General features: G+C 55.5%; 15 protein-coding genes. 11 read left to right on the top strand and 4 right to left on the bottom strand.

Going from position 1 to position 13414, the window contains the following annotated elements:
* Nucleotides 1–3: 3 nt before the first annotated feature.
* From CMQ96_RS24760 to nqrM, 6 genes are read left to right on the top strand one after another with little or no spacing between them, the layout of a single operon-like run.
* Nucleotides 4–1242 carry an NADH:ubiquinone reductase (Na(+)-transporting) subunit B gene (locus CMQ96_RS24760; protein WP_098067482.1) on the top strand — a complete coding sequence of 413 codons (1239 nt, stop codon included), beginning with the start codon at nucleotides 4–6 and terminating at the stop codon, nucleotides 1240–1242.
* Nucleotides 1235–2029, top strand: a complete 795-nt coding sequence (locus CMQ96_RS24755; protein WP_098067481.1) for a Na(+)-translocating NADH-quinone reductase subunit C — start codon at nucleotides 1235–1237, stop codon at nucleotides 2027–2029. The genes CMQ96_RS24760 and CMQ96_RS24755 overlap by 8 nt, the downstream gene beginning before the upstream one ends.
* The gene (locus CMQ96_RS24750; protein WP_004133840.1) at nucleotides 2022–2660 is read left to right on the top strand and encodes an NADH:ubiquinone reductase (Na(+)-transporting) subunit D; all 639 of its coding nucleotides are present in this window, start codon (nucleotides 2022–2024) and stop codon (nucleotides 2658–2660) included. Before CMQ96_RS24755 ends, CMQ96_RS24750 begins: the two co-directional genes overlap by 8 nt.
* A 6-nt stretch (nucleotides 2661–2666) precedes the next feature.
* The gene (nqrE, locus tag CMQ96_RS24745) at nucleotides 2667–3263 is read left to right on the top strand and encodes an NADH:ubiquinone reductase (Na(+)-transporting) subunit E (protein WP_024359136.1); all 597 of its coding nucleotides are present in this window, start codon (nucleotides 2667–2669) and stop codon (nucleotides 3261–3263) included.
* 11 nt (nucleotides 3264–3274) lie between these two features.
* The gene (gene nqrF / locus CMQ96_RS24740) at nucleotides 3275–4498 is read left to right on the top strand and encodes an NADH:ubiquinone reductase (Na(+)-transporting) subunit F (protein ID WP_049086425.1); all 1224 of its coding nucleotides are present in this window, start codon (nucleotides 3275–3277) and stop codon (nucleotides 4496–4498) included.
* A 2-nt stretch (nucleotides 4499–4500) separates the two neighbouring features.
* Nucleotides 4501–4716, top strand: coding sequence for a (Na+)-NQR maturation NqrM (nqrM, locus tag CMQ96_RS24735; RefSeq protein ID WP_004133833.1), 216 nt, complete (start codon nucleotides 4501–4503; stop codon nucleotides 4714–4716).
* Between the two features lie 32 nt (nucleotides 4717–4748).
* Here nqrM and CMQ96_RS24730 read toward each other — a convergent pair whose 3' ends face one another.
* Complete coding sequence (locus tag CMQ96_RS24730) at nucleotides 4749–5606, bottom strand: glycerophosphodiester phosphodiesterase family protein (RefSeq protein ID WP_064342200.1); 858 nt, start codon at nucleotides 5604–5606, stop codon at nucleotides 4749–4751.
* A gap of 159 nt (nucleotides 5607–5765) precedes the next feature.
* Here CMQ96_RS24730 and dinB point away from each other — a divergent pair, with 159 nt between their 5' ends.
* Together dinB and CMQ96_RS24720 are read left to right on the top strand one after the other, a co-directional pair.
* Nucleotides 5766–6821: a DNA polymerase IV gene (dinB, locus tag CMQ96_RS24725; RefSeq protein ID WP_049086427.1), complete on the top strand. Its 1056-nt coding sequence runs from the start codon at nucleotides 5766–5768 to the stop codon at nucleotides 6819–6821.
* A gap of 2 nt (nucleotides 6822–6823) precedes the next feature.
* The gene (locus tag CMQ96_RS24720; protein ID WP_024359132.1) at nucleotides 6824–7315 is read left to right on the top strand and encodes a GNAT family N-acetyltransferase; all 492 of its coding nucleotides are present in this window, start codon (nucleotides 6824–6826) and stop codon (nucleotides 7313–7315) included.
* Between the two features lie 111 nt (nucleotides 7316–7426).
* Here CMQ96_RS24720 and pepD read toward each other — a convergent pair whose 3' ends face one another.
* Nucleotides 7427–8884 carry a cytosol nonspecific dipeptidase gene (gene pepD, locus CMQ96_RS24715; protein ID WP_098067479.1) on the bottom strand — a complete coding sequence of 486 codons (1458 nt, stop codon included), beginning with the start codon at nucleotides 8882–8884 and terminating at the stop codon, nucleotides 7427–7429.
* Nucleotides 8885–9142: 258 nt separating this feature from the next.
* Here pepD and gpt point away from each other — a divergent pair, with 258 nt between their 5' ends.
* The 3 genes from gpt (at nucleotide 9143) to crl (ending at nucleotide 11408) form a co-directional block, all read left to right on the top strand.
* Nucleotides 9143–9601 carry a xanthine phosphoribosyltransferase gene (gpt, locus tag CMQ96_RS24710; protein ID WP_004129200.1) on the top strand — a complete coding sequence of 153 codons (459 nt, stop codon included), beginning with the start codon at nucleotides 9143–9145 and terminating at the stop codon, nucleotides 9599–9601.
* Between the two features lie 106 nt (nucleotides 9602–9707).
* Entirely contained in the window at nucleotides 9708–10952 is a 1245-nt protein-coding gene (gene frsA, locus CMQ96_RS24705) for an esterase FrsA (protein ID WP_024359130.1), read from the top strand.
* A 57-nt stretch (nucleotides 10953–11009) separates the two neighbouring features.
* On the top strand, nucleotides 11010–11408 hold the full coding sequence (gene crl / locus CMQ96_RS24700; protein ID WP_004133815.1) for a sigma factor-binding protein Crl: 399 nt from the start codon (nucleotides 11010–11012) through the stop codon (nucleotides 11406–11408).
* 76 nt (nucleotides 11409–11484) lie between these two features.
* Here the strand turns inward: crl and CMQ96_RS24695 are convergent, their stop codons facing one another.
* A complete protein-coding gene (locus CMQ96_RS24695) occupies nucleotides 11485–11991 on the bottom strand; it encodes a serine acetyltransferase (RefSeq protein WP_004133814.1) in 507 nt (168 codons plus the stop codon).
* Nucleotides 11992–11993: 2 nt separating this feature from the next.
* Nucleotides 11994–13412 (bottom strand): DUF4832 domain-containing protein, encoded by a 1419-nt coding sequence (locus CMQ96_RS24690; protein WP_049088535.1) that lies wholly within the window; start codon nucleotides 13410–13412, stop codon nucleotides 11994–11996.
* Nucleotides 13413–13414: the final 2 nt, after the last annotated feature.

Below are 13414 nucleotides of genomic sequence, written 5' to 3'. Positions count from 1 at the left end.
GTGATGGGCTTAAAGCAACTGTTTGACAAACTTGAGCCGCACTTTACGCACGGCGGCAAGCTGGAAAAATACTACCCGTTGTTCGAAGCGACGGCGACCTTGTTTTATACACCCGGTCAGGTGACGCGCGGCGCTGCGCATGTCAGAGACGCCATCGATCTCAAGCGGATGATGATTCTGGTGTGGTTCGCCGTTTTCCCGGCGATGTTCTGGGGAATGTATAACGTTGGTCTGCAGACCATACCGGCGCTGGCTAAATTATATAGCGCTGAACAGCTGCAGCAGGTCATCGCCGGGAACTGGCACTACAGCATTGCGCAGTGGTTGGGGGTGAACTTCACCCCTGACGCCGGTTGGCTCAGCATGATGACCCTGGGGGCGGTATTTTTCCTGCCTGTTTACATTACCGTATTTCTTGTCGGCGGATTCTGGGAAGTGCTGTTTGCTATCGTGCGTAAACACGAGGTTAACGAGGGCTTTTTCGTTACCTCTATTCTGTTTGCGCTGATCGTACCGCCCACTTTGCCGCTATGGCAGGCCGCGTTTGGGATCACGTTTGGCGTCGTCATGGCCAAGGAGATCTTTGGCGGAACCGGGCGTAACTTTCTCAACCCGGCGCTGGCGGGGCGGGCCTTTCTGTTCTTTGCCTGGCCGGCGCAAATTTCCGGCGACCTGGTGTGGACTGCGGCGGATGGCTTCTCCGGCGCGACGCCGCTATCCCAGTGGGCCAGCGGCGGCGGTGAATCGCTGGTGAACGTCGCTACCGGTCTGCCGGTAAGCTGGATGGATGCCTTCCTCGGCAAGATTCCGGGCTCGATTGGCGAAGTCTCGACGCTGATGATTCTGATCGGCGGGGCAATCATTATCTTTGGTCGCGTGGCCTCATGGCGCATCGTCGCCGGGGTTTTCATCGGTATGGTGGCTACCGCGATGCTGTTTAATTTCATTGGCTCTGATACCAACCCGATGTTTGCCATGCCGTGGTACTGGCATCTGGTGCTCGGCGGTTTCGCCTTCGGCATGATGTTTATGGCGACGGACCCGGTGTCCGCGTCGTTTACGGATAAAGGTAAATGGAGCTATGGCCTGCTGATCGGCGTGATGTGCGTCCTGATTCGCGTGGTCAACCCGGCCTATCCGGAAGGGATGATGCTGGCGATCCTCTTCGCCAACCTCTTCGCGCCGCTGTTCGATTATCTGGTGGTGCGGGCCAATATTAAGCGGAGGAAGTCGCGTGGCTGAGAATAAAAGTAACGATAGCATCGGCAAAACGCTGCTGGTGGTGCTGGTGCTTTGTCTGGTCTGCTCAATCGTGGTCGCCGGTTCTGCGGTGGGGCTAAAATCGCGCCAGCAGGAGCAGCGCGCTCTCGATAAACAGCGCAATATCCTGGCGGTTGCCGGTCTGATGAAGCAGGGGATGAGCGCAGAGGATGTGGCTGATATTTTTAAGGCCCGTATCTCTCCGCGATTAGTCGATTTAGCCAGCGGCGAGCTGCTGGATAAAGATCCCGGCAAGTTTAATCAGGCCCAGGCTCTGAAAGATCCCCAGCAAAGCCTACAGCTGGACGCCAGTCAGGACCCGGCCGGCATCAAACGCCGCAGTAATATTGCCGAAATTTATCTGGTGCGCGATGAAAAGCAGCAGATTCAGGAAATCGTCCTGCCCATTTACGGTAACGGCCTGTGGTCGGTGATGTACGCCTTTATTGCGCTGGAAACCGATGGCCGTACGCTCAAAGGGATCACCTATTACGATCACGGCGAAACGCCGGGGCTGGGCGGGGAAATCGAAAACCCCAACTGGCGCCAGCAGTTTATCGGTAAACAAGTGCTTGATGATAAAGGTATGCCTGCGCTGAGAATCGTTAAAGGCGGCGCGCGTCCGGGCGACCTGCACTCCGTGGATGGCCTGTCGGGCGCGACGCTGACTTCCAACGGTGTGCAGCATAGTTTTGATTTCTGGATGGGCGAACTGGGCTTTGGTCCATTCCTGCATAAGGTACGTGAAGGGGGGCTGAATAATGGCTGATTTAGGCGACATGAAAGAAATGAAGCGCGTGCTGGTGGGGCCGCTTATCGCTAATAACCCTATCACGCTGCAGGTCCTGGGCGTCTGCTCCGCGCTGGCGGTGACCACCAAGCTGGAGACGGCTTTTGTGATGACCATCGCGGTGACGCTGGTTACGGCTTTCTCCAGCATGTTTATCTCCATGATCCGCCACCACATTCCGAATAGCGTGCGCATCATTGTGCAGATGGCGATTATCGCTTCGCTGGTTATTGTCGTTGACCAACTGCTGCGCGCTTTTGCTTATGAAACCTCCAAACAGCTATCGGTATTCGTCGGTCTTATCATTACCAACTGTATCGTAATGGGGCGGGCGGAAGCCTATGCCATGAAGTCGCCGCCGTTGGCAAGCTTTATGGACGGTATTGGCAACGGTCTAGGATACGGCGCGATCCTGTTGCTTGTCGGCTTTCTGCGCGAGCTCATTGGCAGCGGCAAACTGTTTGGCATCACGGTGCTGGAAACGGTGCAGAACGGCGGCTGGTATCAGCCAAATGGCCTGTTTCTTCTGGCGCCGAGTGCGTTCTTCATTATCGGTTTGTTGATTTGGGCGGTGCGTAGCTGGAAGCCTGAACAGCAGGAAAAGGAGTAACCGATTATGGCTCATTACATTAGCCTGTTTGTCCGCGCCGTGTTTGTTGAAAACATGGCGCTGGCCTTCTTTCTTGGGATGTGTACCTTCCTCGCGGTATCGAAAAAAGTGTCGACCGCTTTCGGGCTCGGCGTTGCGGTAACGGTCGTGCTTGGGCTGGCGGTACCCATTAACAATCTGGTTTACAACCTGGTGCTGCGCGACGGCGCGCTGGTGGAAGGCGTTGATCTGAGCTTTCTGAACTTTATTACCTTCATTGGCGTTATTGCCGCGCTGGTTCAGATCCTCGAGATGATCCTCGATAAGTACTTCCCGACGCTCTATAACGCTCTGGGGATCTTCCTGCCGCTGATTGCCGTCAACTGTGCGATTTTTGGCGGTGTCTCCTTCATGGTGCAGCGTGACTATAACTTCAGCGAGTCGATCGTTTACGGCTTTGGTTCCGGCATCGGCTGGCTGCTGGCAATTGTGGCGATGGCGGGTATCCGTGAAAAAATGAAATACGCAAACGTGCCCGCGGGTCTGCGTGGGTTAGGGATCACCTTTATTACCACAGGTCTGATGGCGCTGGGCTTTATGTCATTCTCCGGTGTGCAGCTATAAGGGCGGAAAGTATGGAAATTATTCTTGGCGTAGTGATGTTCACGCTGATCGTCCTGGTGCTATCGGGGCTGATACTGGCCGCGCGTTCGAAGCTGGTGAATGCGGGCGACGTGGTCATTGAAATCAATAATGAGGCGGATAAACAGATTCGTACTCCGGCGGGCGACAAGCTGCTGAATACGCTCTCCAGCAACGGTATCTTCGTTTCGTCGGCCTGCGGCGGCGGGGGCTCCTGCGGCCAGTGCCGGGTGACGGTGAAAGAGGGTGGCGGTGATATCCTGCCTACCGAACTCTCTCATATCACTAAGCGTGAGGCGAGAGAGGGCTGCCGCCTGGCCTGCCAGGTCGCGGTGAAGCAGAACATGAAAATCGAGCTGCCAGAGGAGATTTTTGGCGTTAAGAAGTGGGAGTGTGAAGTTATCTCGAACGATAACAAGGCCACTTTCATCAAGGAGCTGAAGCTGCGCGTGCCTGACGGTGACGCGGTTCCGTTCCGCGCCGGCGGGTATATTCAGATCGAGTGTCCATCGCACAAAGTCGCCTATGCCGACTTTGACGTTCCGGACGAGTATCGCGGCGACTGGGATAAATTTAATCTTTTCCGCTATGTCTCTGACGTGAAAGAGCCCACGTTACGCGCCTACTCCATGGCTAACTATCCGGAAGAGAAGGGCATCATTATGCTCAACGTGCGTATTGCCACGCCGCCGCCGCAGGTGCCTGATGCGCCGCCGGGGATTATGTCCTCGTATATCTGGTCGCTGAAGCCTGGCGATAAAGTGACGATTTCCGGGCCGTTTGGGGAGTTCTTTGCCAAAGAAACGCAGGCGGAGATGGTGTTTATCGGCGGCGGGGCGGGGATGGCGCCGATGCGCTCGCATATTTTCGACCAGCTTAAGCGGCTACACAGCACACGTAAAATCAGTTTCTGGTACGGTGCGCGGTCTCTGCGAGAAATGTTCTATGATGACGAGTTTGAACAGCTGGCACGGGAAAACCCGAACTTTACCTTCCACGTGGCGCTCTCCGATCCGCAGCCGGAAGATAACTGGACCGGCCATACTGGCTTCATTCATAACGTCCTGTATGAAAACTATCTGCGCGATCACCCGGCGCCGGAAGATTGTGAGTTTTACATGTGCGGGCCGCCGGTGATGAACGCCGCGGTTATCAAAATGCTTAAAGATCTCGGCGTTGAGGATGAAAACATCATGCTGGACGATTTTGGAGGCTGATGATGCTGACGGTATTTGTCGCGACCTTCGTGATTTTCGCGCTGGTTATTCTGGGAATGTCGCTAGGGTACCTGATCAAGCGCAAAACTCTTCAGGGCAGCTGCGGCGGGATCTCATCGCTGGGTCTGGAAAAGGTCTGCGACTGTCCTGAACCTTGCGATGCGCGTAAAAAACGCATGGCTCGCGAAGCGCAGCGCAAACGGGATCGCATCATTTAAACAGCAGGCCGCTTATCGCGGCCTTTTACGATTTACCAGGTTTTCGCTTTCGCCGGCGAGTCTACCATCACGCCATCGGCTCCCAGCTCGCTTGCCTTACGAAAATCATCGGCGCTATTAATGCCGAAGAAGACAATATGGGCTTTGCCCTGAGAGCGGAAACAGTCCATGGCTTCTTTATCCCAGGTGAGGGTGGCTGGCGACACGCCTTCGCCGAGGGTGAACTTCTCCACGATTTCTACCTTGCGTTTCAGCTCCAGACCGTACCAGTAGTCATCGCCCGGCTGCGTGGTTGGCTGGCACTGGTGGCTAAGGGAAATATTAGCCAGCTTCGTTCGCGTTTCGCCCCGGCTGACGAAATGGGGAATAGATTCCGGTAGCGCCGCGATATAGCGGTCTTCGGTGGAATAAACGCGTACGCGCGAGAGGCTATGGGTTGTTTGCAATACTTCACTAAGACGCGAAGCCATCATTGCCGGGTCGGCATCAGGCGATTTAATATCGATGTAAAAGAAGGTCTGCGGCCATTGCTCCAGCACTGATTGCAGCGTTGGAATGGTGGCATTTTTTCCGCGCCAGGGGTGAGTTTCACCGCCCCATTTCCATCCCGCGTCCATGCGGGCCAGTTCGGCAGCGCTAAAGCTTGAGACCTTCCCGGTATGGTCAGTCAGGGCGGATAAATCGCTCGGGCGATATAAGACCGGAACGCCATCATGGCTTAATTGTACCGTTATCCAAATCGCCTCGGCCTTATTCTCCAGCGCCAGTTTTATCGCCGGAAGGGTGTTTTCCGGCGCATCGCCGGTGCCTCCCCGATGAGCAATGAGCTGCGGCGCAGCGCAGGCGCTGCTGGCAATAAGCAAACCAAGCGCAGTAAGTATTGATTTCATGATTACATTCACCCTGTTCATTAATATAACCATATGAAAAATAAATCATATTTGTTGCACTTTTATGTTGTAGCACGTTTTTTATGGCGAGGGTTTTTAAAAGATTAAATTTCGCCGACTTTTGCTATACTGTACGCATGTACAGTCTAAGGTTTGGCTATGCGTAAGATTATCCACGTTGATATGGACTGCTTCTTCGCGGCGGTGGAGATGCGGGACAACCCGGCACTGCGCGACATCCCTATCGCCATTGGCGGTAGCCGGGTGCAGCGCGGTGTGATCAGTACGGCCAACTATCCGGCGCGTAAATTCGGCGTGCGTAGCGCCATGCCCACCGCCACAGCGCTCAAGCTTTGTCCTCACCTGACGCTGCTTCCCGGCCGCTTTGATGCTTATAAAGAGGCGTCGAACCATATCCGGGAGATTTTTTCCCGCTATACCTCGCTAATCGAGCCTTTATCGCTGGACGAAGCCTATCTGGACGTTAGCGACAGCGTTCATTGTCAGGGGTCAGCGACGCTGATGGCGCAGGAGATCCGCGAGACCATCCATCGTGAGCTAAATTTGACCGCCTCCGCAGGCATTGCGCCAGTAAAGTTTCTCGCAAAAATTGCCTCGGACCTGAATAAACCCAACGGCCAGTTTGTGATTGCGCCGCATCAGGTCGCGGAGTTTGTCAAAACGTTGCCGCTAGCGAAGATCCCGGGCGTCGGCAAAGTTTCCGCCGCGAAGCTCGAAAGCATGGGGCTGAGGACCTGTGCAGATGTGCAGAACAGCGATCTGGCGATGTTGCTCAAGCGCTTTGGTAAATTCGGGCGGATACTATGGGAGCGCAGCCAGGGAATTGATGAACGAGAAATCAGCAGCGAGCGCCAGCGCAAATCGGTGGGCGTTGAGCGAACCCTGGTAGAGGATATCCACGAATGGGCGGAGTGTGAGTCGATTATTGAGAATCTCTATCCGGAACTGGAACGGCGCCTGGCGAAGGTTAAACCGGATTTACTGATCGCCCGGCAGGGGGTCAAGCTGAAGTTTAATGATTTCCAGCTCACGACTCAGGAGCATGTCTGGCCCCGATTGAATAAAGATGATTTGATCACCACTGCCCATAAAGCCTGGAACGAGCGGCGCGGAGGTCGGGGAGTCAGGCTGGTAGGGCTGCACGTGACGCTGCTCGATCCGCAGCTGGAGCGACAATTGGTTCTGGGGTTATAACAATGCCGAAAATAAGACCGTATGGAGAGCGTGATTTTGCCACGCTATGCGCGATTTTTTTGCGGGCGATTAAAGAGACGGCCAGCGCCGATTATTCTCCCCGGCAAATTGCCGCCTGGGCTCAGGTTGATGAAGCCCGCTGGCGGCAAAAAATAGCGGCTTCACGGGTACTGGTCGCGGTAAAAGAGGCATCGCCGGTCGGGTTTATTACCACCGTGGATGACTATATTGATTTGCTGTTTGTTTCTCCCGACTATAGCCGCCAGGGAATAGCCAGCGCATTGCTCAACGCATTGCTTATACGGCGGCCTGAACGCGTGTTAACGGTAGAAGCCAGCATTACGGCAAAGCCCTTTTTTGAACGCCACGGTTTTAGCGTAATTGAGCAACAGCAGGTTGAAGCGCGCGGTGAGCGGTTTCTTAATTACCGGATGCGGCGGGAAATCGATGCGCTAAATACTCAGAACGCACTTTGCAGGCCTTTCCTGCAATGACTCAAGGCGGCAAATGCGCGTGGCCGGTATACGCGATCGGTAAGGCGGGCTTTTCGAACGGTCATCTTATAAAGAAAAGGCCCGCGCCTCGCGGTGTGGGCCTTAATTGTCTTACTTCGCCGGAATGGATTTCAGCAGCTCGGTCAGCAGCGTCCAGTACTGTCCAACGCTTTCAATGTGAACCTGCTCGTCCGGGGAGTGGGGGCCGGTAATGGTTGGCCCGATAGAAACCATGTCCAGGTCCGGATACGGTTTTTTGAACAGACCGCACTCCAGGCCCGCGTGGATAATCTGGATATTCGGCGTCTTGTTGAACAGACGCTGATAGGTTTCACGCACCAGATGCATCACCGGCGAGCTGGCGTCCGGCTGCCAGCCAGGATAGGCGCCTTTCGCTTCGGTTTTCGCGCCGGCCAGCTTGCCCAGAGAATCCAGCATGCTGACGACATAATCTTTACCGCTGTCGATCAGCGAGCGAATCAGGCAGTGAATCTGCACGTTATCGCTGGTCATGGTCACCACGCCGACGTTCAGCGAGGTTTCCACCACGCCTTTTGCCACATCAGAGTTGCGGATGACGCCGTTCGGCGTGGCGTTAAGCAGGCGTACAAAGGTGTCACGAGATTGGGCCGTCAGCGCAGGCTGGTCGTTCGCAGCCGATTCCAGCAGTACTGTCAGGTTTTTCTCTTTGGCCGCCAGCTCGTTTTTCAGGATCGCCTGGTACTCATTAGCCAGCGCTTTCAGCGTATCCACTTTGTTCGCGGCCACGGCGACAGTAGCGAACGCCTCGCGGGGAATAGCGTTGCGCAGGGTGCCGCCGTTGAAATCGACCAGGCGCAGATCCAGCTCTTCAGCATGGCCCGCGAGGAAGCGTGCCAGCAGCTTGTTGGCATTACCTAAACCAACGTGGATCTCGCCGCCGGAGTGGCCGCCCTTCAGCCCTTTCAGGGTCAGCTTAAAGCTCTGGAAACCGGCCGGAACGGCTTCACGGGTCAGCGCGAGGTCAGAGGTGAAGTCGATCCCGCCGGCGCAGCCCATGTAAATCTCACCCTCTTCTTCGGAGTCGGTGTTGATCAGGATGTCCGCCTGCAGCCAGTTAGCCTGCAGGCCAAACGCGCCGTCCATTCCGGCTTCTTCCGTCATGGTCAACAGCACTTCCAGCGGGCCGTGAACAACGTTGTCGTCGGCCAGCACCGCCAATGCGGAGGCCATGCCGATACCGTTATCGGCGCCCAGGGTGGTGCCGCGCGCTTTAACCCACTCGCCGTCGATATACGGCTGAATAGGATCTTTAGCGAAGTCGTGAACGGTATCGTTGTTTTTCTGCGGCACCATATCGAGGTGCGCCTGCAGCACCACCGGTTTACGGTTTTCCATACCGGCAGTCGCGCTTTTACGAATCAGAATGTTGCCAACCTGGTCGCGTTCCGCGTGTAAGCCTTTTTCTTTTGCCCAGCCCATAATGTGCTCAGCGAGCTGTTCTTCGTGATAGGAGGGGTGAGGAATAGAGCAGATTTTGGCAAAAATATCCCACAGCGGCTGCGGGGATAATTGAGACAGTTCAGACACGATAAGTCTCCTTACAATCACCTGCAAAAGTCGTTTGCAGATCGAGGGGTTAGCAATCAAATACACTACAAGCCCGGGCTTGCGCGATGGGGTTGAGAATACCACTTTCCGTGTACTCTGGTAGTGTAAACCACGTAAAAAGAGTCGCGGGGGCCGCTTAACGCTGGTTTTTAGCGCGTCAGATCTCTATAATCTCGCGCAACCATTTTCCCCCTCGAACATTATTTAAGCCGTATTACACAGGCTGGGACACTTCACATGAGCGAAAAATACGTCGTCACCTGGGACATGTTGCAGATTCACGCCCGCAAACTGGCAACCCGTCTGCTGCCGGTTGAACAGTGGAAAGGCATTATTGCCGTTAGCCGTGGCGGTCTGGTACCGGGAGCATTACTGGCGCGTGAACTGGGTATTCGTCATGTTGATACCGTTTGCATCTCAAGCTATGACCACGATAATCAGCGTGAACTGACCGTGCTGAAACGTGCGGAAGGCGATGGCGAAGGCTTTATCGTGATCGACGATCTCGTTGATACCGGCGGTACCGCCGTTGCCATCCGCGAAATGTATCCTAAAGCACATTTTGTCACCATCTTCGCCAAACCGGCAGGTCGCCCTCTGGTTGATGATTATGTCGTTGATATTCCTCAGGATACCTGGATTGAACAGCCGTGGGATATGGGCGTGGTATTCGTACCGCCTATCGCAGGCCGTTAATTTCCCGCATAAATGCTAATTACCACGCCCGGTTTTGCCGGGCGTGGTTTTTTTTACCCTGACGCAGGTTACAATAGCTTGAGTGGCAACATGATGGAGGCGGCACATGTCCCAGGCTAACCTTAGCGAAACGTTGTTTAAACCCCGATTCAAACATCCGGAAACCTCTACGCTGGTGCGTCGGTTTAACACCGGAGCGCAACAACCGATCCAGTCCGCGCTTAGCGGCAATCACGTTGATCACTGGTACCGATTGATTAACCGCCTGATGTGGATCTGGCGTGGCGTGACGCCACAGGAAATCCTCGACGTGCAGGCGCGTATCGTCATGAGCGATGCGGAGCGGACCGACCCCGAGCTTTACGATACGGTCGTGGGCTATCGCGGCGGCAACTGGATCTTTGAATGGGCCAAACAGGCGATGGACTGGCAGCAAAAGGCCGGTCAGGAAGAGAATCTTCTGGTTAGCGGCCGTCACTGGCTCCATGCGGCAAACCTTTACAGCATTGCCGCCTATCCGCATATCAAGGGCGATGAGCTGGCGGAACAGGCGCAGGTGCTGGCATACCGGGCCTATGAAGAAGCCGCCCAGCGCTTGCCCGGCAAACTGCGAGAGCTGGAGTTCGCCATCCCCGGCGCCGCGCCGATCACCGGTTTCTTACATATGCCGCCGGGCGATGGGCCGTTCCCGACGGTGCTGATGTGCGGCGGGCTTGACGCGCTACAGACCGATTATTACAACCTGTACGAGAACTATTTTGCGCCCCTGGGCATCGCTATGCTGACGGTCGATATGCCTTCCATCGGTTTCTCTTCAAAATGCAAGCTGACCCAGGATACCAGCATGCTGCACCAGTATGTGCTGCAGCATCTGTCTAATGTTCCCTGGGTTGACCATACCCGGGTGGCCGCCTTTGGTTTCCGCTTCGGCGCGAACATCGCCGTCCGGCTGGGCTATCTTGAACCCCAGCGCCTGAAGGCGGTGGCCTGTCTGGGGCCGGTGGTGCACGGACTGCTGGTGGACCCGCTGCATCAGGGACGGGTGCCGGAAATGTATCTCGACGTTCTGGCGTCGCGTCTGGGTATGCATGACGCCTCCGACGAAGCGCTGCGGGTTGAGCTTAACCGCTATTCCCTGAAGGTTCAGGGTCTGCTGGGGCGTCGCTGCCCTACGCCGATGCTCTCCGGTTTCTGGAAAGACGATCCGTTCAGTCCGGAAGAGGAGTCGCGTTTAATCACTTCCTCCTCCTCCGACGGCAAGCTGCTGGAGATCCCGTTCAATCCGGTCTACCGTAATTTCGATCACGCCCTGCGGCAGATCGCCCGCTGGATTAGCCATAGATTTAGTTAATATATTGCTAAATTCTATTGATTTGGTAACGTCATAGCATCACTAAAGGAGATCGCAATGACGTTACCGAGTGGACACCTGAAGAGTAAGCTGATTAAGAAATTCACGGCGCTTGGCCCTTACATCCGTGAGGAGCAATGTGAAGACAACCGCTTCTTTTTCGATTGCCTGGCAGTTTGCGTCAACGTAAAACCAGCGCCTGAAAAACGCGAGTTCTGGGGATGGTGGATGGAGATGGAAGCGCAGGCTTCGCGCTTCACCTATAGCTATCAGTTTGGATTGTTCGATAAAGAAGGCGACTGGCGTCCGGTCGCGATTGACGATCCTGAAGTCACGGAAAAGCTCGAAAAGACGCTACGCGATTTTCACCAACGAGCCGAAGCGTTACTGGCGACCTTCAGCCTTAAGCTGGAGCCCGCCGATGATTTCAGCGAACCGGTTAAGCTGAGGGCCTAAGTTCCGGTCATTTTGCTATCCCGCGTTAAAACCCGCGTTTCTATCAGCGTGGGTTTTGTCCCCAGGCAAACCTACGCTAATCGCCGTTTAATACCCGGTATGGCTGACCGACGGCAATCATGCCGGCGGCCAGATCTTTGGTTACCACCGTGCCCGCGCCGACTTTGACATTGTCGCCTAGCGTGACCGCGCCAATCACCACGGCGTGGGCGCCAAATTCCACGTTATCGCCAATTCGCGGGCTAGCGCTTTCCCGGCCCTGACTATCGGTCACGCTGCCAATAGTGACGCCCTGGCGCAAAGTGCAATTTTGCCCGATGATCGTTCCCCGGTTAATCACAATGCAGTGCGGATGATACAGCTTCAGCCCATAGCCAATGCGCGCTCGCCACGGCAGCTCAATGCAAAATAAACACTCGTTAATCACGATATTGAGAATAACGAACGGGATCCCGCAGATCTTCCACAGAGGATTACGGCTGCGATAGAGCGTCGCCAGACGATAGAGCAGAACCGCGATTTTCGCTTTTATGCCGCCGCAGGATTTGATCTCCTGGCCGACCTGTCTGATAGCCTCAAACATGATTATTCCTTAAGGTTAAACGAAGCCAGTGAATACCATCCGTCACCGGTTTGACCTTCGTTAGCGAGTTGAATACGCGGTTGCCCCTGATGATTGGCCAGGGCCGCCTGCAGGCGGTATTGACCGTCAGGCAGCCCGGCAGGCAGCGCTAGCGTAGCGCGGCTTTGATGAGCTCCGGGCAGCCACTGGCGAACGTCATCCGCCGTTTTGATTTGCGTAACGGTATCGCCCGCCGCATTGACTATCCGCCATTGTACAAGCCAGGGGAGATAGGCCGGGGCGACGCCGTCGTTACGCCAGGTGACATTCAGCGTAAGCGGCATGCCGCTACGTACGGGCGTATCAAATTCCAGCTGGCTCACCCGGTAGCGATAGCCGATGCGCAATAACGCATTATCAACGATATCGCGATACGCTGCCGGCACCGGTCGCGATTTCAGATTCAGGGTACTGGCGTGCTGCGCTAATGCCCAGTCGAAGCTTGCCTGGACCTCTTCGCGAGTGTAATGCTGCACGCTTTCCCATTCCGCCATATAGCCGCAAATCTCGAGGCTCACGGGGGCGTGCTGCCAGCCGTCATTAAACCCGCCCCACGCCGCCTGCGCGGCGGCCAGGCGTTGAGGATAGTCATCGCGCATATGGCTCCACTCCGGGGAAAAGTTATGCCAGTCTCCCCAGCAGTCCGCGCGCCATCCGGCGCCTTTTTGGCTGGCCCAGGCCAGCGAGTCGCCGCCGCTGATCAACATGATTTTGGGCGTTTTAGGGAAACTGCTGAAGTGCATATCAACGTAGCGATTGAGCTGTTGCGGAGTGTACTTTTCCATCAACGGCGCGACGTCAGGGAAATTGGAGTTATGCCATTCACCCCACGAACCCACCATGCCGATATCGACAAACGCCAGCTCCGGATTACCGTCATAACGCGCGCCGAGGGCGTTAAGCAGCTTTTGCGCATAGGCGATAAAAGTCGGATCGCTGAGATCCGGGACAAAGGTTTTGCCATTTTCGACCCATTGTCCCTGAATGCCTTTTTTGATAAGCCAGGCGGGGATTTTCGAGCCCGATTGCGGTTCATCGAGCGCCATAATACGCAATCCGACGTTCATCGCCGGCTGATGCTGAGCGGCGACGCTGAAGGCATGATCGATCGGCGCAAAATTATAGACGCCTTCTTCAGGCTCCAGATCGCTCCAGTAAAAGCGATCGTATTCAAACCCGGTGTTCGGATACTCTTGCAGAGAGGGCTTCTGGCCATAACCATCGTGGAAACTGGCCACGCCGATCCCTGGGTTCGTTAACAGACCGGTGAAGGCCGGCGGGGTGATAACCGTGCGTTCAGCCAGTACCGCCGCAGACGGAATGATTCCGGCCAGCAGGAGCGCCAAACAGAGCGCGGCGCGGCGCGGCGAAAAAGAGCTCATCG

Source organism: Klebsiella sp. MBT K-1 (assembly GCF_002556465.1).
In the GTDB taxonomy this organism is placed as follows: domain Bacteria; phylum Pseudomonadota; class Gammaproteobacteria; order Enterobacterales; family Enterobacteriaceae; genus Klebsiella; species Klebsiella grimontii.
This window is presented reverse-complemented; position numbering and strand designations above follow the sequence as displayed.

Coding starts and splice junctions, on each gene's coding strand:
- CMQ96_RS24760 (WP_098067482.1), top strand. CDS start 4: ATGGGCTTAAAGCAACTGTTTGACAAACTTGAGCCGCACTTTACGCAC.
- dinB (WP_049086427.1), top strand. CDS start 5,766: ATGCGTAAGATTATCCACGTTGATATGGACTGCTTCTTCGCGGCGGTG.
- CMQ96_RS24730 (WP_064342200.1), bottom strand. CDS start 5,606: ATGAAATCAATACTTACTGCGCTTGGTTTGCTTATTGCCAGCAGCGCC.
- crl (WP_004133815.1), top strand. CDS start 11,010: ATGACGTTACCGAGTGGACACCTGAAGAGTAAGCTGATTAAGAAATTC.
- CMQ96_RS24695 (WP_004133814.1), bottom strand. CDS start 11,991: ATGTTTGAGGCTATCAGACAGGTCGGCCAGGAGATCAAATCCTGCGGC.
- nqrF (WP_049086425.1), top strand. CDS start 3,275: ATGGAAATTATTCTTGGCGTAGTGATGTTCACGCTGATCGTCCTGGTG.
- gpt (WP_004129200.1), top strand. CDS start 9,143: ATGAGCGAAAAATACGTCGTCACCTGGGACATGTTGCAGATTCACGCC.
- frsA (WP_024359130.1), top strand. CDS start 9,708: ATGTCCCAGGCTAACCTTAGCGAAACGTTGTTTAAACCCCGATTCAAA.
- CMQ96_RS24720 (WP_024359132.1), top strand. CDS start 6,824: ATGCCGAAAATAAGACCGTATGGAGAGCGTGATTTTGCCACGCTATGC.
- nqrM (WP_004133833.1), top strand. CDS start 4,501: ATGCTGACGGTATTTGTCGCGACCTTCGTGATTTTCGCGCTGGTTATT.
- nqrE (WP_024359136.1), top strand. CDS start 2,667: ATGGCTCATTACATTAGCCTGTTTGTCCGCGCCGTGTTTGTTGAAAAC.
- CMQ96_RS24750 (WP_004133840.1), top strand. CDS start 2,022: ATGGCTGATTTAGGCGACATGAAAGAAATGAAGCGCGTGCTGGTGGGG.
- CMQ96_RS24690 (WP_049088535.1), bottom strand. CDS start 13,412: ATGAGCTCTTTTTCGCCGCGCCGCGCCGCGCTCTGTTTGGCGCTCCTG.